This is a genomic window from Exiguobacterium sp. 9-2 (genome assembly GCF_036287235.1).
In the GTDB taxonomy this organism is placed as follows: domain Bacteria; phylum Bacillota; class Bacilli; order Exiguobacteriales; family Exiguobacteriaceae; genus Exiguobacterium_A.
The window spans coordinates 756,928-779,883 of the sequence record NZ_CP142850.1 but is presented as its reverse complement, the minus strand read 5'-3'; the positions used below and the strand labels follow the sequence as shown (position 1 = coordinate 779,883).

Below are 22,956 nucleotides of genomic sequence, written 5' to 3'. Positions count from 1 at the left end.
TTAGATCATATCCTCATCTTTGAATGATTTTGAACGCTTGAACTGAATGACGGCAATCGTCATGATGAAGAACGACAACACAAGCGTGATGGCTGCTGCGAATCCGTACTGCGGATTTGAGCCGAGCGATAATTTGTAAATCCATGAAATCAAGATATCCGTTCCACCTGCTGATTGTCCCGGTACTGCCGGTCCACCATTGTTGAAGAGATAAATGATATTGAAGTTATTGAAGTTGAACGTATACTGCGTGATTAAGATTGGTGCCGTTGCAAATAGAATCATCGGTAACGTGATTAGGCGGAATTTCTCGCCTGCTGTTGCTCCGTCAATCGTCGCCGCTTCATAAAGATCTTCAGGAATCGACTGTAAGATTCCTGTCGTCAGCGTCATGATGTATGGGAATCCTAACCACCACTGAATACCAATCAAGGCAAGCTTCGTATACGTCGGATCCGTCATCCAGTCGAGACCATTCTCAAGACCGATCGCTGGTAACAATGTCGTATTGAAGACACCGAAAGTTTCATTGAACATCGAGCGGAAGATCAAAATCGTGATGAACGCTGGTACTGCCCATGAAAGAATCAAGATCGAACGGAAGAAACGTTTTCCTTTGAGTCCTTTTTGATTCAGCAAGACTGCAAGGCCAATTCCAATTGCGATGACCCCTGTCGTCGAAGCGACGGTCCAGACAAGCGTCCAACCAAGAACGCTCACGAACGTATCACGGAAAATATCGACGGTGAAAATGTTCAGGAAGTTTTGGATGCCGATCCAGTCGACCAGCTTCGCTGGTGGTGAGTTGTTGAATTTGTAGTTCGTAAACGCAATCAAGAATGTAAAGATCAACGGTAAGACGACCGTGAACACTAAAAGTACTAGTGAAGGAATCAACATCGCGTACGGGAACCCGTTATCGCGGAAGTTCCGTAGTTGCATCTTCAAGGAAGGTACTTCGAGGTTCATGTCACGTAACTTACCGATTCGATACGCATCGATAAAGTTCCAGACGTAAATGGCGATACCAAAGACAAGTAAAATCAAGGCAATGATGCCCTCGACCATTAGAAAGATCGAGTGATCCCCCCTTACGCCTGGTACCTCACCGAGTGTAATCAAGCCCCAGATCGCTCCGCGATCGCCAGGACCATTTCCGGCTCCTTTGAAGAACAGTTCAAAGTTAACGAGGAAATATGAAAGTACGACAATAAAAAATGTCGCGCCTTTAAGGAATTGTTTATTGTATAGTTGTCCTACTCCTGGAATGATCGACATCAGCGCCGCAATCTTGCGGTGGTTCGTCTTTTTTTCAGGCGTTGGATTCGTCGGGTGTGGTGTTGCAATCGCAGCCATCGTCCGTTCTCCTTTCCAAAGGTCATGTCTGACCTCAGGCTTCTCTTCCAACCATAAAGATGAGGGGGAATCCAAGATCCCCCTCTCTTTATCTCTTTGTCATGGATTCATGCGTTCCACTTACGCTTATTGATTGTTTGCTTCGATTTGTTGCTTGATTTGTTTGACAGCATCATCTGCTGATTTTTGTGCGTCTTGTTTGTTCGTTGCAACAAGTTGAAGTGCTGCTGCCATCGGCTCCCAAACTTGACCCATTTCAGCGATGTTCGGCATAGGTACACCGTTTTTCGCTTGCGCGAAGACTGCTGCTGCGACTTCATTGTCCTTGATTGTTGCATCTTCTTGAAGTTCAGTGACTGGTGGGATCTCGTTGTATTTCTCGAACATTGCTTTCGCGTTATCTTTACCAGTGAGAGAAGCCAAGAACTTTTCAGCCCACTCAGCATTTTCTGAGTATGCTGAAATTGCGTATGTTTTTACACCAACGAAAGTTTTGATCGGTTCACCGTTTGGAAGTTTTGGAAGTTCCGAAGCTCCAAGGTTGATACCTTTTTCCTTATAACTTGCAACAGCCCATGGTCCGTTCATGACAGCTGCGGCTTTTTTATCACCGAAGAGTTGGTCCATGGCTTGACCACCGCCACCACCGATGAGACCTTTCGGGAAGAGACCCTCTTTATACCATTTACCGATGTAATCCATTCCTTCGACGGCACCTTTATTGTTCAAGCCGATATCTGCTGGATCCAATTTGCCACCATTGTCTTTGAAGACATAACCGCCGTATCCACCGATTGGACCGTATGCGAAGTAGAAGTTGTCCCACAGAGCAAGGAATCCGTACTTACCATCTTTTTTCTTTTCAGTAGACAGTTTGTATAAGTCATCCATCGAAGTTGGTGCTTCTTTTAGTTCATCTTTATTGAAAAGGAGGATTGGTGTTTCAATGGCTTTCGGATATCCGTAGACTTTCCCGTCAAACGTTACTGCTGATTTTGCAGTATCGAGGAACGGCTCAAGTGCTTTTTCTCCGTCTTTAAGTTCAGCAATCAACCCTTGGTCAACGACTGTACCAATTTGATCGTGAGGAAGAAGCATGATGTCTGGTCCTTTACCTGCTGGTCCATCAAGTGCTACTTTCTTTTGCTGATCCGTCATTTTGACTTCTTTGACTTCGACTTTCACGCCTTCTTTTTCTTCGAACGCTTTAGCTGCCGCTTTTGTCGTTTCAGCTTTGTCTGTATCTTCCCAGACGACGATTTTAGATGGTTTTTTACTGCCTGATTCTGAAGATGAAGAATCAGAATCTGATCCACCGCCACATGCTGCAAGTGCACCCATTGCCATGACAGATACAGAAAGACCTGCTACGAATTTTTTCATTTCCATGATTGAAATTTCCTCCCCAAGTTAACTTATGAATGATACGTTTTAATGCACAACGTTTGCATAAAGGCACAACCATTTTCCCATGATAACAACCAAATGGTTGTAAGCGTTTTATGAAAACGTTTGCATCACCTTTACATTTTTATTATACAATCTAAAATCCTTTTGACAAGACCTTTTAATCAATTATTTTCTTACATTTCAAAAACTTTTTATTTCTGATTTCATTATTTGAATCAAATGCTAGGTTGGATAAGCAAACAAAAAGAAAACGTTTTCATTTTTATCGTTTGCACAACATGATGCAAACGATTGCATCATACTCTCGACTTTTATCAGGAATCCTTGATTTCATGGGATTGCAATTGACTTTAAGAAAGCGCTTTACTATTCTTAGGTCGAAGATATAATCAATACGATGCAAGCGATTGCGTTAAGGAGTGACTGCCATGTTCAAAGAAGCTGTGTTTCACCGTGCGATGTCTCCCTTCGTCTATAAGTATGACGAGCGAACGATCCACATCCGTTTACAAACAAAAAAAAATGACGTTGATCGCGTCGATTTGATTTGGGGCGATCCGTATGATTGGCATACTGAAAACCCAGATGCCGCCGACTGGAACTTCGATCCCTCGAAATCAAACTACTGGAATACATTCGAAACGCCGATGAAGCGTAGTGGCTCTGATGAACTATATGATTATTGGTTCATCGATGTCGTTCCACCCTTCCGTCGTCTACGATATGGTTTCCGTCTCCATGACGGTGCGACAAGTCAAGTCTTTACAGAACGTGGATGGTTCGACGAAAAACCACTCGATGACACTGGATATTATTTCTGCGTTCCTTTCCTTAATGCAGTCGATGTATTCACTGCACCGGATTGGGTCCAGGATACGGTCTGGTATCAAATCTTCCCAGACCGCTTCGCAAATGGCGATACGACGAACGATCCGGCTGGTACACTTCCATGGAACAGCACGGCACCAACGACGACGAATCTCTTCGGTGGAGATTTCCAGGGTGTCATCGATCATATCGACTACCTTGTTGAGCTCGGTATTACTGGCATTTACTTCTGTCCGATCTTCTTGGCGAAATCGAATCATAAATACGATACGATTGATTACTTAGAAATTGATCCACAGTTCGGCACTAAAGAAAAATTCAAGGAAATGGTTGATTTGTTACATGCACATGGTATTCGCATCATGCTAGATGCCGTCTTTAATCACGCTGGCTTCCACCATAAAGCCTTTGCTGATATCCGTGAACATGGTAGTCATTCGACATATAAGGAATGGTTCCACTTGCGCGATTTCCCACTCGTGACCGAACCGCTACCGAACTACGATACATTTGCTTTCGTACCTGAGATGCCGAAATTCAATACCGAGAACGATGAAGTAAAGTCATACTTACTCCATGTCGCCCGCTATTGGGTCGAGGAATTCGGAATCGATGGCTGGCGACTCGACGTCGCCAACGAGGTCGATCACGCATTTTGGCGTGATTTCCGTCAAGTCGTTAAGGAAGTCAACCCTGACACGTATATCCTTGGTGAAATTTGGCATGACTCACAGGAATGGTTGCTCGGTGACCAGTTTGACGCCGTCATGAACTATCCATTTACGAATGCCGCTTTGAATTTCTTTGCTTTAGATAAGACTAAAGCAACTTCGTATGCGAACGATATGTCGCATGTATTGTTCTCAAACACGATGAATGTCAATGAAGTGACCTTTAATTTAATCGGTTCACACGATACACCACGTGCGTTGACGCGTGCTGGCAATAACAAACAAAAGCTTCGTCTTCTCTTGTTATCGATGTTGACGTTCTCGGGTAGTCCCGTCATCTATTATGGTGATGAAATCGGTCTCGATGGCGATCAAGATCCAGGCTGTCGGAAATGCATGCCATGGGATCCAGAGGAGCAGGATCAGGAGTTATTCGCCTATACGCGACACTTGTTACAGCTTCGAAAGCAGCATAAGACGCTTGCGAACCAAGGTCACATTTCTTTCGTTCATGCGAATGATGAGACGAATACGATCATCATGCGTCGCATGAGCCCGGAAGGATTGTATTATATCTACTTCAACAATTCAGATGTTCCTGTTTCGCTGACCGCTCCACAAGCTGGTCGAGGACTTGATTTATTGACGAACACGCACCAGCAGACACTTGATGTTTCTCTCCCCGCGTATTCTGGAACGATCGTTCAAGTCTTATAACCACCTAAAAGCCTGTACACCCACCTTCTAAAAAGAAGTTTTGTGTACAGGCTTTTTTCTGTATCCGTTCTCCAAGATAAAAACAAGTTAATGAATGCCATCGAATTAGGGTATAGGGTACAGAAAGGAGGACATCCTCCATGGAAATTTTCTTTTACGCCGGTCTCATCCTCATTGGCTTGTTTACGATCAGTTACTTGAGTGAACGATTCCACATCCCGAGTATTCTGGCCTTCATCTTGATTGGAATCGTCCTTGGATTTTATTACGATCCTCCCGAAGAACTGAAACTCGGAGGAGAAGCGGGCATCATCGTCCTGTTCTTTTTACTCGGCCTAAAATTTTCAGTGGCGGACTTGCTGATTCAGCTCCGTTCCATTTGGAAAGCAGGAGTCATCGATATTCTACTTTCGTTTGGTGGAACAATCCTGTTGACTTTATCGTTCGGTTTTTCCATCGCCGAATCGTTTTTGATCGGCTGTGTCTTGTATGCGACGAGTTCTTCGATTTCAGCTCGACTGCTCGATCGGGAACCGGATAAACATCAGGATGTGAATCGCTTCGTGCTGTCCTTACTCGTCTTCGAAGATTTGATGGCACCGATCCTACTGACGACGGCCCCGTTCGTTTTAGGGACTGAGACGTTCTCGGTTGCCAAAATCAGCATCATCTTTTTAGGGTTCGCCTTCTTCTTCATTGCTTTAATCATCATGACGTTATTCATCCGAAGACGGAAACGTCTCGTCGATTCACTCTACCGTCATCCTGATGCCGGCATCGGAATCATCGGGTTAATCTTGTTATTTTCCGGTATCGGTATTTTATTCGGATTGTCAGAAGTACTTGGCGCCTTTATCATCGGTATTCTGTTAACCGAACTGGATGAGACGCGTTATCTTAGACGACTAGTCACTCCGTTTCAAGACTTATTATTACCATTGTTCTTTATCACGTTCGGAATGTCATTTGAGTTGACTGACGGATTACCGATTGATCTATTTTTCTTCGCTCTTGTCATTTGGGGAGTCGTCTCTAAATTCTTAGTCGGTTACCTCGGCGGAAGGTCCTTTGGTTTATCGAATTATCATGCGATCGAATCTGGCTTCTGTCTTGGTCCACGTGGTGAATTTTCGATACTTTTCATCACGCTCGCTAGTGGTGCATTCGTGACATTGACTGGGATATACATTTTTGTTTCTGCTTTTCTTGGAATTTTACTATTCCGTATCTCTACAGGATTGACGAACCGTACACATGCGACCGCACGAAAAATCAAAAAGAAATTGAATTAAAAAGACGTCGGCGCATCGTGCGTTTCCGACGTCTTTCTTCTATATATGTTCTTCCTATGTTCTTCGATTCATCGTCCGACAAAAACAGGGCGTTTTTTTTCGATGAAGGATTCAACAGCATGACGATGGTCTTCCGTTTTTCCAGCACGTGACTGGTAGACGATTTCTTGAGCGAGCATTTCCTCCAAATTATTTTCATAACTCGCTGCTTGCAGCTGCTTAATGTACCCGATCACTTTCGTCGGACGATTCGCTAGCTGACGAGCAAAAGCTGTGACCTCTTCTCCAAATTTCTCTGATTCGATGCTTCGTGTCGCAAGATTGAGCGAAACGGCTTCGTCTGCTGATATCGTATCACCGAGTAACGCAAGCTCCGTTGCTTTTGCTGCACCGATTAGCCGAGGTAAGAAATACGGAGCTCCTGCATCCGGGACAAGACCGATATTGATGAATCCGAGCGACAATTTCGCTTCAGCGTGGACGAGCCGGAAATCGCAGGCAAGCGTCAATGATAAACCGGCACCTGCCGCTACACCATTGATGGCAGCAATCGTCGGTTTTTTCGATTTAGCGATTGCCCAAACGACAGGATGGTAATACTGCTTTAGATATTCACCATGGTCGAGCTCAGGAGAGACAGTTTTTAAGTCTTGTCCTGCGCAAAAACCGCGTCCTTCACCAGTCAAGACGATGACTCGTACTTCTTCATCTTGATTTGCTTCTTCTAAAGCGTCTGCGAGTTCTTCTAATAAATTCGAGGTTAATGCATTCAATTGTTTCGGTCGAGCGAGCGTTAACGTCGCAATCTGATCCTTGACGACATAATTCAGTTCTCGTTTCATCGGATTCCCCTACCTTTTAAAAATGAATGATTGTTCATTATGATGTATTCGTGATATTTTATGAAAATCCTTTTAAATCTCTATTTTTTCGATGAAAGACAAAAAACCCTCTTTCATTATGAAAATTGAAGGCGTATAGTTTCAAAAAGATAAAGAAACACTATTCGTTTTATGAAACAAAGGGGATTTATTTTATGAAAACAGTCAAGCAACCAAGCTTATTCCACATTACGTGGCCATTATTCATTGAAATCGCACTGCATATGAGTCTCGGAATCATTGCAACGTTGATTTTAAGTTATTACTCGGATAGCGCTGCTGCGGCAGTCGGCGTATCCAATCAAATTTTGAATATCTTCATCATTTTATTCAATATCACATCGGTCGGTGCAACGATCATCATTGGTCAGTATCTTGGTGCAAGAAAGACACAAAATGCTCGCCAAACTGCTCGATCCGCTTTTGCAATTAACTTGTATACCGGTCTCATCGTTTCTCTGACCGTCGTCTTGTTCGGAAGACAACTTCTTGGATTTTTCTCATTAGAAGGAGAGACCCTCGTTTATGGCGAAACGTTCATTAAGATCGTTGGTTTGTTCCTTTTCTTAGAAGCCATCTCACTGACACTGGGTGCGATTCTTCGGAGTCATGGATTCACTAAAAATGCTATGTACGTCACGCTACTCATGAATTTCGTTAGTGCTTTTGGTAACGTCATCGCTGTTCTTGGACTCTTCGGCATTCCCGTTCTCGGTGTTGCTGGTGTCGCTTGGTCGATCGTCATCGCCCGGACAATCGCTGTCCTTGTGTTGTTCTTTGTCGTTTACCGCAAACTTTCTTTACGTTTTACAGTAAAAGACTTGATTCATTTCAATCGTGAGGATGTGAAACGAATCATGAACATCGGAATCCCATCTGCTGGTGAAGGGATCTCGTATCAATTCTCACAACTCATCATCACAGGATTCATCGCAACAATTGGTGAAGCAGCGTTGTCTGCTCGTGTTTATGTATCAAACATCACGATGCTTTGTTTCCTATTTACGCTTGCCATCGCTCAAGGAACTCAATTACTCGTCGCACGCCAAGTTGGTGCTCAACAATTTGAACAAGCATACGGACGTGCTGTGAAAACATTGAAGATCGCTGTTTTCGCAAGCTTCATCTCAGCTGTCGCTCTTGCTTCATTCGGTTCATCGATTCTATCAGCGTTCACATCGAGTCCTGAAATCATTGCAATCGGTATCCCACTACTCTGGGCAAGTGTCATTCTTGAACCAGGTCGCGCAATGAACATCGTACTGATGGGAACTCTTAAATCGGCAGGAGATGTTCGTTTCCCTGTCGCCATCGGTATTCTATCGATGTGGGGAATCGCGGTCGTCCTAAGTTATACACTTGGTCTTGGTTTCGGTCTCGGTTTACTTGGAATCTGGATTGCCTTCTCTGCTGACGAATGGTTCCGTGGCATTTTCGCCATGAAACGTTGGCACGGACGGAAATGGGTTCAATACTCACTCGTCAAAGGAGAAACACATGAGCAAAACGAACGTCGAGAGGCTTCTGAAGCAGTCTAAGATTGACTTTGAATCCCTCACTTATTCTGTTGATCTTGATGATTTATCTGCTGAAGCCGCCGCTAGAAAGATTAATTACCCCCTTTCGACCATTTTTAAAACCCTTGTTTTGAAAATGGTCGAAAATAAATATGTCTTCGTCGTCATTTCGGGGGAAGAAGAACTCTCTCTAAAGGCAGCGGCTAAAGCATTGCATTCGAAAAAAGTCGCGCTTGTTCCGATGAAGGAGTTAGAATTCCTGACTGGCTATATTCGAGGTGGTGTCTCTGCCATCGGTGCTAAGAAGAATTTTCCGGTTCTTTTATCGGATCGTGCTATCCATGAACCATTCATCATCATATCCGCTGGAAAACGTGGACATCAAGTTCGATTGAATCCTCATGATTTTTTATCTTTCACTCAGGGGATTCTCTTTACGAACGGCTGAATTCCATCTCCTAATTATGGTATGATGAGTAGTATCGATGAAGTGGCAGGAGGAATCATTTTGTGGAAAGATCGTGTTCGTAATTCAATACCCAACCTATTTACGTTCGGAAATCTGTATTGTGGTTTTTTAGCCATCGTCATGGCAGCAAAAGGTGATTTTCAAAATGCCACCTTACTAATCGTCATCGCGATGATGCTTGATAGTCTGGACGGACGTCTTGCTCGGATGCTTGGTGTAGCAGGCGACTTCGGAAAAGAACTGGACTCATTAGCAGATATCGTGACATTCGGTGTCGCACCTGCAATGATGGCCTACTATACGTATTTCTATGAATTCGGAGAAGTTGGTTTACTAATCTCTGCTCTGTTCCCGTTGTTCGGCGCATTCCGTCTTGCCCGGTTTAATTTATCGGCAACGAATGTGGCATCTGCTTATTTTTCAGGTGTACCGATTACAGCGGCAGGTGGTATTTTGGCTGTCGTCACGTTGTTTAGCGGACGAATGAACGACTTGATGGTCCCACTTGTCTTCACAGGTCTTGCCTTCTTGATGGTCAGTCGTGTCAAGATTCCAAGCTTTAAAGACATTCCCGTTCCGCGCCATACGTTCGTCATCACCTTTACGTTGCTGTACGTGACGTATGTCATGATTGCGCGTAGCAATGAGTGGTCGACGTTTTGGTTCGTTGCTGTTCCTTTGTATATCGCGTTTCTCCTTTTCTCATTTATCAAAAAGAAGAAGCAAAAACAACATTCAAACGGATGATGATAGGAAGTGGTTCGGTTTCTCTTGCGAGAAGCCGGACCACTTTTTTTATAAGACCGCTTCTCCCTCGCTCGTTTTCAAGATATATGGGTATACTTATGACAGAAGCTATTTTGGAAATGGAGGAATGTCACGCATGGAGCAGTTTCATAAACGTCTTTGGATTTTCTTTTCGATTTGGTTCGCCATTGGCTTGATCTTAGTCGGTTTTTCGTTACTTCCCCCTTGGCTCGAGTGGGCCAATGCCGTCTTTTTATTCGCTTCCGGCTTATACGCAGCTCTCTATTTTTGGCATGTCTTACCGAAGGGACGTCTTGTCATCCCCTTCATCTTTTTTGGTTCGATCATCATTGAGTCGATTGGGGTCCATACCGGTTGGCCGTTCGGAACATATCGTTACGAGTCGGATTTCGGTGTCCAGTTATTAGGTGTGCCGATTACGATTGGGGCTGCATGGTTGTCGGTCATGGGTGCGAGTCTCGCTTTCTCCCGTTTGTTCTCATTTCGCTATAGTACACTGATTCTCGTTCCATTGTTTGCCGTTTGGCTCGATTTAGCGATCGATCCTGTTGCTGCTAACGTGAAATCGTATTGGCTTTGGCAAGACGGTGGCTGGTATTACGATATTCCGACACAGAATTTCTTCGGGTGGTATGGAACGGCGCTCGTCTTTTCCTTTTTCATCAATCGCTATCAAGTCAAAGCGACGGATGCCGCACTCGAACAAAACAATCAGTATCTCTTTTTGATGTTGCACACTTTATTCGGTGTAACAGCAGGAGTTGCTGGTCTCTATGGCGTCACTTTGGTCAGCTTAAGTGCGTTCATCGTCTATTTCATTGTGAAACGAGGGGTTATCGTTGAAAGAAGCAAACAAAAGCAAATTAGCTGAATCCTTATTTCATGCGTATGTTGATCATGCTTTGATCCGACGTCATTTCCACCGTGTCTTATATCGAGCAGACGATCTACCCGTCCCTGGTCTCATGCTTGCTACGCATAGTTCTTGGTGGGACGGTATGATTCTTTTTCATTTGGATCAGACCTGTTTCCATCACGACCCCTATGTCATGATTGATCAAGCAGGGCTTGCTCGTTTCCCGTTCTTCTCCCGTCTCGGAGCTTTCTCTGTCGACCGGACATCGTTCTCTGATATCAAGAAAAGCCTTCAATATGCAAAAGCACGACTCCAAAACGGAAGCAGCGTCTGGATGTTTCCTCAAGGTGAGGAACGGCATCAAGAAGAACGACCGATGCACTTAGCAAGTGGAGCAACGCAATTAATGCGTCATGCGGATACCGTGTCTCTCGTCGCCTTCTACTATTCGTACGGACATGAACAGCAACCGGATGTCTATGTAAGGACGCGTCGCTTTTATCCATTGTCTGACGAACGATCCAGTGTCCAAGTAAAACGTCTGACAGTAGAGCTAACAGCATTATATGACGACATACGAGCAGATGCGATGGCAGAGCGTGTTGATTTGTATCGCTGTATCTCAAAACGAAGGGAACCACTCCCTGCGCGAACGGAGCGCTGGTTACGGGCACTTCGGTCATGAGTTGGTTCTTTTTTTTCCTCGCTCTAGCTGTCTGTCTCTACACATGGGTCAATTTAGCTTTTTTACCTCGATTAACGGATGCCGTTCAACCAGATAGTCTAGCAATCTGCATCCCGTTACGTAACGAGGAGCGCAATGTACGAAAATTATTAGACGCACTGGAACCCGCTTTGACATCAGGTATGCACGTCTACTTATATGAAGATCGTTCGACCGATCGGACGCGTGAGTTATTGCTCGATCGGATTGGTCAAGACAATCGTTTTACGGTGATTGATGGTCTTCCCTTACCAGTAGGCTGGGCAGGAAAGGTCCATGCGTGTCATCAACTCGCGAGACGAACGACAGAGGACTATCTATTATTTCTCGATGCTGATGTGACACTGACACCTGATGCAATTTGTCGCTTATACGGAACGTTACGAACAGAACGAGCCGTTTTCCTTTCTGGTTTTCCGTCATTTCCTGTACCGACGTTTCTCGGGAAGTGTTTGATTCCGATACAACATGTTCTTATCGCACAGCATCTTCCGATTCCGTTTCGCAAGGTGAAACATCCGGCTTTTGCCGCTGCGAACGGAATGGTCGTCCTCGTCGAACGACATGCTTACGAACAAGTCGGTGGACATGACAGCATTCGAACGGCTCTTGTAGACGACCTAGAGCTTTGTCGTACATTTAAACGACATGGATGGACAACGACACTTGTCGAAGTCGCCCCAGTTGTTTCTTGCGACATGTACGCCACGAATGAAGAGGTCTGGCAAGGTTTTCTAAAGAATGTCTTTCGTGGGATGAACGATTCCTACGTCGTCGGATCATACTTTCTACTCTTTTACTTGATTCAAGCAAGTGTCCTACCTTATCTCATCCTTCACCCATCCTGGCAGATGGGTGGCGCACTGATTCTTCTTTACTTAGCAAGATTCCGGATCGATCGTGCGGCACAAATCCGACATGTTTGGTGGCTTCATCCACTGGCGGTACTCCTTTATGTCATCTTGCTAGCCAGTGCGATGATTCGAAGCTTTAGGAAACGGGAAATCACATGGAAGGGTCGAACCTATTCATAAGGAGGAATCAATAGTATGAAACATATAGCTGTCATCGGAGCCGGTCTTGGTGGACTCAGCGCCGCCATTTCATTAGCGGCAAAAGGGTTTCGTGTCACTGTCGTCGAGCGTAATGCACATATTGGCGGCAAGATGATGCCGATCGTCACAGAAGGACATCGCTTCGACTTCGGACCGAATACGATCACAATGCCGGAAGTCTTTCAGTCTGTCATTCTCGAGTCCGGAGCAGATCCCGATGAATACTTTACATTTACGAAACTCGAGCGCCATACGATCAATCACTTTTCAGACGGACGCACGTTAACCTTTTCGTCTGGGCGAGAAGCGATGCGAACAGAAGTAGATCGTTTCACGAACGGTCAATTGGCGAAAAACGATATTACCGGTTACCAAGAGGAAGTCGCGAAGTTGCATACGATCGCCAAACGACAATTTTTCACAAATATCGATTCATATGTCCGCCCTTCCCTTTGGCGTGACATGCTAAAAGTGCATCCCTTTCAAAGTCTCCATGGACTGCATAAACACTACTTTAAGGATAAAGAGTTAATTCAGGCACTTGATCGTTATGCGACATATATCGGGAGCAGTCCGTATCAAACACCTGCTACCTTCAGTTTAATCGCTCATTTAGAATTGAATGACGGCGTCTACTTCACGAATGGGGGCAATACAGCAATCGCAGAAGGATTCGCTCGACGTGCAAAAGAACTCGGTGTCGTCTTCCGACTTGGAGATGAGGTGACACAGATCGAAGTCGTCGACGGACAAGCAACGGAAATCGAATTGAATCATTTAGAGTATCTACCCGTCGACTTCGTCGTCATGAACGGTGATTTGTTGACACAATATCCACGTCTGATCTCAGAAACCGCACGACCTGATTTTAAAAACCCGACGCCTGCTCAAGTCGAACCGTCCATTTCTGCCTATGTCCGTTGCATCGGTCTCTCACGTCGAATCGAAGGACTGGCTCATCATAACGTCTTCTTCTCTTCAGATTACGAAGCAGAGTTCAAAGCACTTTTTGATGAAAAACGTTATGCGGAGGAACCAACGATCTATATCTCCAATTCTTCCGTCACAGCCCCAGAAATGGGACAAGCGGGTGACAATCTGTTTGTACTCGTCAACGCGCCTGCGACAGATACTGGACATGCGATTGATTTTGATACGTATGATCAACTGATCAATCAACGGTTGCAGTCGTTTGGAATTGATATTTCATCAGATGTCGTCTACGAACAACGGGTCACACCACAGGATATCGAACAAACCTTCTTTGCTTATCACGGCTCGTTGTATGGCTTGTCATCCAATGGCATCCGGTCGTCTTTCCTCCGTCCGAGCAACCGTTCAAAGAATGTTCACAATTTGTTTTTTGCCGGTGGATCAACGCATCCTGGTGGTGGTAGTCCAATGGTTACGCTTTCAGGAAAACTAGCAAGTGAACGAATCGTCTCTGCTGTCGCCGCTACCCTGTGAACGTTATGTGAATTGCATATCAATCACTTGTACGGACAACTAAGATTTGATACGATTACTTCGAGTTCAAGAGGTAGTGATTGACCCCACATCCTCAATCAAGCGCAAGGTGACTTCCCCGAGTCAAGAGCGTTGAAGAACTTACTTTTTCTAACCAGCGAAATCAAATGGGACCCACCCATTTCATCACGTGACTCATCGTGTGTCCATTCGCATGACTTACGACGTTCCCCCTTAGATCGTCTCATCCGAATGGTCCACAGATAGCTCGATAAAGAAAAGACCATCCCCGTGGTCGAAACAGACCTATCTCGTAGTCCAGATGTTCGCTCTGGTGTAGAAGTAATCTGAGACTCCCCGGTCTCAGACCATAGAAAAAAGACCTTGGTCCCCGCCAAGGTCTTTTTTCTATGGTCTTGTATTAAATCGTTGCGAGCAACTTCATCTTTTGCCAACGGCTGACGTACGCCCGTTTCGTAAAGACGTCGTAATGATTATCCCGTGCCGCATCGAGGATACCACGGTATAAGAAGGCAGCTGCCTTTAAAGCGCGTCTGCTCTCCCGCGGATACCAATCAAACGATGGAATCGCCGCATCATACAGATGCTCTGCTCGAAGTGCAACTTCTTCCCAGAGACCGATAAAGTCTCCTGAAGGGCGACCAGCGAGTAACGACTCCGCTGTGACACCGTATGTCTCCATCCATGAATGAGGCAAGTAGATGCGCCCGCGTTTTGCATCTTCACCAACATCTCGTAAAATATTCGTTAATTGCATCGCGATTCCAAGATCAATAGCAGACTTACGGAGATCAGGCTGTTGCGGTGCAAGGATGGGCAATAACATTAAACCGACAGTACTCGCTACGTAATAACTGTATTGCTCTGTCTCCTCAAGCGTCTGATAACGATTTTTCTCGATGTCCCAACGCATACCTTCCGCGAGCTCGAGAAAGGGTGTCTCATCCATTTCGTAACGTTCAAATACATCTGCTAACGCAATCCATAACGGTTTATTTAGTACTTCACCATTGCGGAATCGTTTGAATTCATTCAAAAAAGCCATTAAACTTTCTTTTGGTGTATCCGATTCGTCGACGGTATCGTCAAGGAACCGGCAAAATGTATAAATCGCATAAACAGCTTGTCGATCTGCTTTTGGTAAGAGTGAAAAGGCTTTATAGAACGTTTTAGACCCGGACTGAATGACTTCCTCACATTTGATATACGCGTTCTGGATCGTCACTGAATTCATGTTTCCACCCCATCTCTTGTTCCATTCGGTTTACGAGTATCGTTGCGCCCATCATGACGACTGGTACTCCTCCACACGGATGCACCGATGCACCGACGGCATATAGTCGATCGATATCTGGATATGGTTTTGCCTGTGTCTTTAAGGCAGCTGATTGACGAATCGTCGGAGCAATTCCAAAACTGCCACCTTCGTATAGTCCAAATGCCTGTGCATCATTCGGTGTACGAATCTTCATTTCTTGTATCTTTTCCCGAAATCCCGGATGATGATGCTCGATTTTTTCGAGTACGGTCTCGACGAAGTCTACTTTTTCATAATCTTTCACACCATAGCCACGAGGAGAAGGAATTAATGAATAGACGACGCTATCGTCCGTTCCTGTTAAACTACGATCAATCTGACTCGGATGGAACAGATAGACTGCCGGATGTTCAGGTAATCGTCCTTTTTTAAAGATGTTTGTCATGAGTGGTTCCAAGTCATTCGGCATCAAAAATCGATGCACCGGTAAGTCAACTTTCCCTTTCATCTTGAAATACAGCAATAGCGTCCCGCCTGAAGGAGTATATGTTTTAGGTTGTTTACCTTCCACAAGACGTTCCATTAATGGAAATTCTCCATTTAGTACGATTTGATCGAATGCTTCATGTGTTCCACCTTGTAAGACGATTTCCTTCGCCTGTCCTTGGTCAACGACGACTCGTTCAACGGGTGCCTCGAAGACGAACCGGACACCTCGTTCGACTAATGTGTCATACATGCGTTCAGCAAGCGAGAAATAACCGCCTTTTACATACCAGACACCTTCTGCTTGTTCCCGGTATGGAATCAAACCATAGATGGATGGTGTCGTATACGGATTTCCTCCGATATAAAATGTGGGGAAACTGTATGCCATGCGCAAATATTTACTCTTGAAGTATCGCTTCAAATGATCATGCGCTGTCTCTAAAGCGTGCATCTGTAATAATGGACGCATCATTTCTGGATGCAACAGCTCCGTTTTCCGACGATAACCACGTTCTAAAAATTTCGATACACTCGTCTTATAATCCTTTTCTTTTTGATGCATGAATTCATAAAATCCACGACCTTCGCCGAATTGGCGTTCGATCGCAATGGCTTGGTCCACGACATCAGATACTTTCGTAACGACGGTCCCGTCGTCGAAGTGAAGGTCATACAATGGATCCACCCGTTCGAGTTTTACTCCCGTCACGCCTGCTTCTGCCAACTGCTCTTTCAACTTACCTGGCATCAGGACGATTGTCGGACCTTCATCGATGCGTCCACCGGATTCAAAATCGACGGATCGTAATCGACCACCGACATGCGCTTCTTTTTCAAAAATCGTAATCTCGACTCCCGGATGTCTTGCTGTCAGCAAAAGTGCTGCATGCAGTGTTCCGACGCCTGCTCCTACGAATCCTATTTTCATGTCCGCACCCCTTCTTTTTTGAGCACGAGTTCTGCCGTAATACGCGCGGATTCGAAGATCGTTGGTAAGCCGCTCCCTGGGTGTGTGCCTCCCCCGACAAGATACAAGTGATCCAGCTCTTCAAACTGGTTATGCGGTCGGAAATACATCATCTGTGTCAACTGATGCCCAAGGTTAAACGTCGCTCCTTGATGGATCCCCATCGCTTCCCAATCGTCCGGCGTGAACATCTCTTCGACTTCGATTGCCGCTTCAATCCCTTGATACGGTGAACGCGTTTCAAGCGTATCCAGAACACGTCGACGTAATTTTGGTCCTTCGATCGACCAATCGAGTTCCGAGTAGTTGTTCGGAACCGGAACTAGCACATACATGGCGGACTTTCCTTCAGGTGCTAGTGTCGGATCAAGAACGGATGGATTTTGAACATAAAATGAAAAATCATCGGATAATTCTAAAGTCTGCGTCATCTCGCGAACGTTTTTCTCGTAGTCTTCCGCAAAATAAATCGTGTGATGTGGCGCATCGAATGTCCGATTAACGCCAAGATACAACATAAACGTCGAACACGAGAATTTTTTGCGATCAATTTTTGGTCGGGACCATTTTTTCAGTACTCCTTCCGGTACAAGGTGATTCATCGCATGTGCGAAATCAGCACCGACGATGACTTCATCAAATAACTCATGCTGACCTGACTCAAGGATGACCCCTTCGACGACTTTGCCGTTTAAGATCAATTGCTTGATGCCTGTACCTAACTGAACCGTTCCACCGAGTTCTTCGATGGCACGTTGCATCGCAAGTGGCACCTGGTGCATCCCACCAATCGGATGATGGACACCGTATGCATGTTCCATGTAAGACAAGATGGAGAAACCTCCTGGGCATTCCCAAGCCGACATCCCTAAGTACTTCGCTTGGAACGTAAAGGCATACTTCAGTTCTTCGCTCGTGAAATAGTCGGACAAGACATCATAAAGTGATCGCCCGAGTGAGAGACGCGGAAGTGCTGTTAAGACACGCGGTGACAAGTAGTCCGTTAATCGGTCATGACGTGTCTGTAGAATCGGCATCAACTTACCGAGCTTTAACGCTTGCTCTGCCATGAATCGATCGTACCCTTCCCCATTTCCCGGAAAGTGGCGCTCGATCGTCTCTTTCATCCGGTCCCGATCCGTCGTCATCGTAAACTGTTCTGTTCCACCTTTGAAATAGAGTGTATACATCGGATCAAGTGCCTTTAGATCTAAATAATCTTCTAACCGTAGACCGGCTTCGTGAAAGACGTTTTCTAAAATATGCGGCATATTAAGAAAAGTCGGTCCTCGATCAAATGTGTATTCACCTAGCTTGACGGCAGAAGTTCGTCCACCGACTTGCGGTTGTTTTTCATAAACGGTGACGTCTACTCCTTTTCCTGCTAATAACAAGGCACATGCAAGTCCCCCTGGTCCTGCTCCTATCACTGCTACGCGTCGCTTCACCCAAATCTCTCCTTTTTATCTCTCATCGTTTCAACTATTATACTAAGCACATAGTAAGAGCGACAAATTTGAACTGTCTTCCAACTGTAAAAACGCCAGACTTCGCTTAGGAAGTGGCGTTTGCAGTCACGATATACCAAGCACCTTCTTTTAAGAATGGTGTGATCGAAATATTTCCAAACCCAGCTTTCGATAAATCTTCTTTCAATTCTTCCTGGCTTGGTAATGGATACAAATTCTCATGCAGTGTCATAAAGGCATTGAATGCTGCTGAGAACGGTGCACCATGTGAACTGTCACGAAGTGGAGTGACGAGAATGACTGTTCCATCATCTTTGACAAAACGGCGTACCCCTTTTAGTAAAGCAAGACGTTCCGGTTGTGGGAAGTAATACAAAATATTATTCATCATGACACCATCATACGTTTCTTTTACGTCAAACGTTTTGATGTCTCCGACGACGAAGTCAATCTCTCCACTCGTATCTCGTCGTCTCGCTTCGGCGATGACCGACTCTTCAATATCGATTCCAGCGAGCCGCAATTCAGGTAACGCTTCATGAATTTTGCGAAGATAACCGCCATAGGCACAGCCGATATCGAGCAGTGATGTCAGATTGCGACTTCGAATGATATGACGTACAGCCGGGAAAGCAACGGTCTCGACAAGTGCCGACGTTTCGGCAACGATGTCGCCATGTTCTTCTCCATTAAAGACTTTCTGTTGCCCCTCTTCTAGGAATTGTGGATAAGAGAACAAGGCGGGTAAATGTAGCTCCATCATCTCAGATAACATAAAACCGATACTACGATCGTCTGATTGAGAAAGTTCTGGCAATACATGACGCGTCGCCGTATAACGTAAATCTTTTTTCTTTAAATGACCGACAGCTACGCCAACCTCAAACCAGCGGGATAACGCTTCCTGTGTCAGCGGACGTCGCATCCGTAGTTGCGCTTCCGCCTGCGTCGCTCCCGATTGAAGAGCATCGAATAACCCATATTTATAACCGATGTATCCATGCCAGAGTGGTAACACCGGTTCTGCGCGTTTCATCCATTTCCGTGCCCGGAAGACCTTCGTCCATTCCTTCAACTGTGCCACAAGCGTTCCCCTCTCTACTGTGTAATACATCCCTTTTCCCAAATAACAACCACTTGTAAACAAAAATTACTAGCAGACACGACAAAAAGAGTCCTTTCGACCCAAAAGGTCGAAAAGGACTCTTTGATTTCGCATAAAATCAGAAAAACTTCATACCGTATGGAAGCGAATAGCCAAGGAATACTGTCACAAGGACAAGCACGATGAATCCGATGACGAAACCGGAATAGGCTTTTCCTTTTTTGACACGAACGAGTGTCAATTCTCCGAAGATGAGCGTCAAAAGACCTGCTGTGATCTTCGCATGGTAGAGTGGATCTGGATTTTCAGACACCCCCATGATTTTAATGTACAGGTAAAGACCTGTCGCGAACGTCAATAAAAGCAGAAGACGGAACGCCATATGAATGCCTTTTGCGGCTTTCTTATTGTTCTTGTACATCGAAAACGCGACGAAGAACGTAACCAATAAAAGTACCCAAAGTAAGACGTGTGTGTGAACGAATGCTGTGATTGGCATTTCATTTCCTCCTTTCTTTTCCTATTTCATCGTATCTGATTTCCGTACGAACACCTAGTGTTATTTTGTTGCTATATGGTTTATTCAGGAGATTGTCACATGTGTGGACTGAACGAGTGGGATTTTGACAGTGAAAAGACTCCCTTCTCTTACGACCGATTCCACATGAATTTCTCCCCCATGACCGGTGACGATTTCTTTACAGATGGCTAGACCAAGGCCCGTACCACCGATTTTCCGACTATCCGAGTTATCGACGCGGTAAAACTTTTCGAATAGACGACTGAGTGATTGTTTCGGAATCCCGATTCCCTCATCCCGAACTTGAAGAATGACTTGATCACGTGATGTCGTGAGTACGACATCAATCGCACCACCAGATGGTGAGTATTTCACCGCATTATTCAATAAATTATTGAGTAACTGTCTGATTTTTTCTTCATCTGCTTCAATGACAGGCAACTGATTTCCTTCGTGACGGAACGTAATCCGGTGGGCTTGTGTCGAAGCCGCATAAAAGTGTGTCGTTTCTTCAGCAATCGCATGAATGTTCACAGATGTCTTTTTGTACGATTGTGTACCTGACTCCATGCGCTGGACGTCTAAGAAATCGTTGACGAGATTCGCAAGACGTTCTGTTTCGGAATGGATCGTCCGTAAGTATCGATCTTGGCGCGATTCTTCAATATCTCTATTGAGCATGAGCTCTGTAAAACCATAAATCGAAGAAAGCGGTGTTCGAAGTTCATGAGATACAGTCGAAACGAGTTCTGATTTCAAACGATCCATTTCGGTTTCTTTCGTCACATCCCGCATGACAAGCATCGTTCCTTTATGCACCTGATGAATGTGAATCACCTCGACATAAAATTGAATGAATACCGTTTCGTTTCTAATCGAGAACTGTAGACTATCTGTCGGTAATTCTCCCCGAAGAACTGAATCAACATATCGACTGAAGTTTTCCGGTTCATCGACGACGGATTGAATGACTTCTAAGCATGTTTGAAGTGTTTCTTGTTCCGCCTGGACACCATATCGCAGTTCCGGGAATAGATCGTACAGTGGTCGATTGACGAAAACCTCTTCTTTCCCTGGCTCAAGATAGATGACCGCTTCACGAATTGAATCGAGAATCCGTTCCGTTTTCGTTTTTTCTCTCGTCATCTCGTCAAACAAACGCATCCGGAGAAGGGATAACGACAATTGACGAGAGAAGGACATGACATCCCGCATCTGTTCATTCGTAAACTGATCGCGGTAACGGACCAGATAGATATACGCGATGATATCATCTGCGGTTGGATCGAGAATCGGCACAGCCGTTTCATACATATAGTACGGGTACGGTAACGGATGATTGCTCACGACTTGTTTAGAGGAGTGAACTGGTGTCTTGAGTGATTCTGCTCGTTTTAACAGTGACGCATCGTTTTGAAGTAACTGCTCTGCCAGTTCATCCGTCATACCATAGGTGACGACGGAATAACTCTCTTCCTCATCGACGAATACTAATGCACCAATTTCAGAATCCGTGATCGTGACGAGCTTCTCGATGATTTCCGGATAAGCGGTCAACGATTCACGTGCCGCGAGCGTCTCTGTCAGATCATTCCGGTACTGAAGGTGTTGTTCATTGCGCATCGTCAGTTCCAATGCTTCTTCAAGTTCCTGTTGTTGTGCTTGCAATTCTTCTTGCTGCGCTTGTAATTCTTCCTGCTGGGCTTGCAACTCTTCATTTTTTGCCAATAGATGCTGTTTATTCTCAGAAATCGAACTTGCCATCTGATTAAACGATAGTGCTAAAATACCAATCTCATCTTTACGATTCGGTACTTTGACGCTTAAAACATCTTCACCATTCGCAAGCCGTTGACTGTTCTTAACGAGAGACAATAATTCAATCGTGATGCGACGAATGAATGGATAGATGAAGAAGATCAAAACAGCGATCAAAACGACGATATTCGCTAACCAAATCAGTTGCGTCGTTCGGATTTCCTGCTCCAATTGATCACTTGTCCGTTGTGCCCAATCTTCCAAAAATTCACGATAACCGCCGAGTGCCAGTTCACTTTTATTAATCTCTGATAATACATCGATGTTTCCTTGACTATCTAACTGAATCTTTCCTTCAGTTAACAACTTTTGACCGAGTGGCAATTCAGCTAGCGTCGTTCCTTTCAAGAAGGATTCTGTAATATCTCCTGACTCTTTCGCTTTGACATAGGATTGAACAAGCGGCAAGATTGCATCGAAATAGTATTGATATAGTTCTCTCGAGGACTGGGCGAATGCCTTTCCTTGATCGTAGATTGCATTTTTTTCGAACCAATCCGTTTGCTGAGCAATCTTATCTTGTTGAGCCATAACTTGGGTATACAATTCTTCATTTCCCATCAAGGCATAGCCACGCATGTTGAATTGAACATCCTGCCATTCTTCCCATAGAGCCCCTGCGCGTGCACTGCGATCTCGGATGTCTTCTAATTTCGCCCGTGTCGCTTGCAATTTCGTATCCGTGTAGTTGTAGACGATCAATGATGAAATCATCAATGTAGCTAATACGACATAAAAGGATGCCATAAGTTGGCGTCCGATTTTTCGATTAATCCACTTGGTGATCACTCAATATTCCTCCTACTACATCAATCAACTCAAGAGGACTAAAGGGTTTCGAAAAGAAGTAGTTTGCACCGATTTCTTCCGCGCGCTCTCGATCAGATTGTTGACTTTTAGCGGTCAACATCATAATTTTCAAGTGTTGCTTATCTGGATGTTGTCGAACTTTTTCGATGACTTCGATTCCTGTCATCCCAGGCATCATGTAATCCAACAGAACGAGGTCATATTCCGTGTTCATGATTTTTTGATATGCCTCGTCTCCGTCCGTCGCTTCATCAATCGTATATCCTTCATCTTCTAGTGTATCAAGTACCAACATACGTAAGACATCTTCATCTTCTGCTAATAAAATACGTGCCATCTATTAAAACCTCCCAAAATTATCCATCATTAAAGTGACATATCTTCTTTATTTTACACAGTTTTTTCACAATAAGAAACGGAAATCACTCCATACCTTGATTTTATTCCTTTATTCCTCATCCCTCTTTCGAACTATACTAAAACCTCCC

General features: G+C 44.8%; 19 protein-coding genes. 9 read left to right on the top strand and 10 right to left on the bottom strand.

The features are described 5' to 3' along the window. Positions 1-1,356: a carbohydrate ABC transporter permease gene (locus VJ374_RS04030; protein ID WP_035409329.1), complete on the bottom strand. Its 1,356-nt coding sequence runs from the start codon at positions 1,354-1,356 to the stop codon at positions 1-3. Between the two features lie 126 nt (positions 1,357-1,482). Continuing rightward, entirely contained in the window at positions 1,483-2,739 is a 1,257-nt protein-coding gene (locus VJ374_RS04025) for an extracellular solute-binding protein (RefSeq protein WP_035409778.1), read from the bottom strand. Between the two features lie 455 nt (positions 2,740-3,194). Here VJ374_RS04025 and VJ374_RS04020 point away from each other — a divergent pair, with 455 nt between their 5' ends. Both VJ374_RS04020 and VJ374_RS04015 read left to right on the top strand, forming a co-directional pair. Next, positions 3,195-4,982 (top strand): glycoside hydrolase family 13 protein, encoded by a 1,788-nt coding sequence (locus VJ374_RS04020; RefSeq protein WP_290773507.1) that lies wholly within the window; start codon positions 3,195-3,197, stop codon positions 4,980-4,982. A gap of 140 nt (positions 4,983-5,122) precedes the next feature. Beyond that, positions 5,123-6,274, top strand: a complete 1,152-nt coding sequence (locus tag VJ374_RS04015) for a cation:proton antiporter (protein WP_035409333.1) — start codon at positions 5,123-5,125, stop codon at positions 6,272-6,274. Positions 6,275-6,342: 68 nt separating this feature from the next. Here the strand turns inward: VJ374_RS04015 and VJ374_RS04010 are convergent, their stop codons facing one another. Then, positions 6,343-7,116 (bottom strand): enoyl-CoA hydratase/isomerase family protein, encoded by a 774-nt coding sequence (locus VJ374_RS04010; protein WP_329470244.1) that lies wholly within the window; start codon positions 7,114-7,116, stop codon positions 6,343-6,345. Positions 7,117-7,310: 194 nt separating this feature from the next. Here VJ374_RS04010 and VJ374_RS04005 point away from each other — a divergent pair, with 194 nt between their 5' ends. From VJ374_RS04005 to VJ374_RS03975, 7 genes are all read left to right on the top strand, one after another. Further along, positions 7,311-8,693 (top strand): MATE family efflux transporter, encoded by a 1,383-nt coding sequence (locus VJ374_RS04005; RefSeq protein WP_035398439.1) that lies wholly within the window; start codon positions 7,311-7,313, stop codon positions 8,691-8,693. Then, the gene (gene ybaK, locus VJ374_RS04000) at positions 8,653-9,120 is read left to right on the top strand and encodes a Cys-tRNA(Pro) deacylase (RefSeq protein ID WP_329470243.1); all 468 of its coding nucleotides are present in this window, start codon (positions 8,653-8,655) and stop codon (positions 9,118-9,120) included. The genes VJ374_RS04005 and ybaK overlap by 41 nt, the downstream gene beginning before the upstream one ends. A 21-nt stretch (positions 9,121-9,141) precedes the next feature. After that, a complete protein-coding gene (gene pssA / locus VJ374_RS03995; RefSeq protein ID WP_174316042.1) occupies positions 9,142-9,888 on the top strand; it encodes a CDP-diacylglycerol--serine O-phosphatidyltransferase in 747 nt (248 codons plus the stop codon). Positions 9,889-10,024: 136 nt separating this feature from the next. Then, entirely contained in the window at positions 10,025-10,780 is a 756-nt protein-coding gene (locus VJ374_RS03990; protein ID WP_035409339.1) for a carotenoid biosynthesis protein, read from the top strand. Beyond that, positions 10,749-11,450 (top strand): lysophospholipid acyltransferase family protein, encoded by a 702-nt coding sequence (locus VJ374_RS03985; protein ID WP_329470241.1) that lies wholly within the window; start codon positions 10,749-10,751, stop codon positions 11,448-11,450. Before VJ374_RS03990 ends, VJ374_RS03985 begins: the two co-directional genes overlap by 32 nt. Further along, on the top strand, positions 11,447-12,523 hold the full coding sequence (locus VJ374_RS03980) for a glycosyltransferase family 2 protein (RefSeq protein ID WP_056060018.1): 1,077 nt from the start codon (positions 11,447-11,449) through the stop codon (positions 12,521-12,523). Before VJ374_RS03985 ends, VJ374_RS03980 begins: the two co-directional genes overlap by 4 nt. Positions 12,524-12,538: 15 nt before the next feature. Next, positions 12,539-14,011, top strand: coding sequence for a phytoene desaturase family protein (locus VJ374_RS03975; protein ID WP_035409346.1), 1,473 nt, complete (start codon positions 12,539-12,541; stop codon positions 14,009-14,011). Between the two features lie 421 nt (positions 14,012-14,432). On the opposite strand, the gene VJ374_RS03970 is transcribed toward VJ374_RS03975, so the two are convergent. The 7 genes from VJ374_RS03970 to VJ374_RS03940 all read right to left on the bottom strand — a co-directional run bounded on the left by VJ374_RS03970 (position 14,433) and on the right by VJ374_RS03940 (position 22,805). Further along, positions 14,433-15,266: a phytoene/squalene synthase family protein gene (locus VJ374_RS03970; RefSeq protein ID WP_035409348.1), complete on the bottom strand. Its 834-nt coding sequence runs from the start codon at positions 15,264-15,266 to the stop codon at positions 14,433-14,435. After that, positions 15,226-16,707, bottom strand: a complete 1,482-nt coding sequence (locus VJ374_RS03965; protein WP_035409351.1) for a phytoene desaturase family protein — start codon at positions 16,705-16,707, stop codon at positions 15,226-15,228. The genes VJ374_RS03970 and VJ374_RS03965 overlap by 41 nt, the downstream gene beginning before the upstream one ends. Further along, entirely contained in the window at positions 16,704-18,194 is a 1,491-nt protein-coding gene (locus tag VJ374_RS03960) for a phytoene desaturase family protein (protein ID WP_035409353.1), read from the bottom strand. The genes VJ374_RS03965 and VJ374_RS03960 overlap by 4 nt, the downstream gene beginning before the upstream one ends. A 106-nt stretch (positions 18,195-18,300) precedes the next feature. Then, positions 18,301-19,299: a class I SAM-dependent methyltransferase gene (locus VJ374_RS03955; protein ID WP_035409355.1), complete on the bottom strand. Its 999-nt coding sequence runs from the start codon at positions 19,297-19,299 to the stop codon at positions 18,301-18,303. Positions 19,300-19,438: 139 nt separating this feature from the next. Further along, positions 19,439-19,819 carry a DUF1516 family protein gene (locus tag VJ374_RS03950; protein WP_056060012.1) on the bottom strand — a complete coding sequence of 127 codons (381 nt, stop codon included), beginning with the start codon at positions 19,817-19,819 and terminating at the stop codon, positions 19,439-19,441. A gap of 84 nt (positions 19,820-19,903) precedes the next feature. Beyond that, positions 19,904-22,447 carry a HAMP domain-containing sensor histidine kinase gene (locus VJ374_RS03945; RefSeq protein WP_329470234.1) on the bottom strand — a complete coding sequence of 848 codons (2,544 nt, stop codon included), beginning with the start codon at positions 22,445-22,447 and terminating at the stop codon, positions 19,904-19,906. Continuing rightward, positions 22,428-22,805 carry a response regulator gene (locus tag VJ374_RS03940; protein ID WP_035409361.1) on the bottom strand — a complete coding sequence of 126 codons (378 nt, stop codon included), beginning with the start codon at positions 22,803-22,805 and terminating at the stop codon, positions 22,428-22,430. Before VJ374_RS03940 ends, VJ374_RS03945 begins: the two co-directional genes overlap by 20 nt. Positions 22,806-22,956 lie beyond the last annotated feature (151 nt).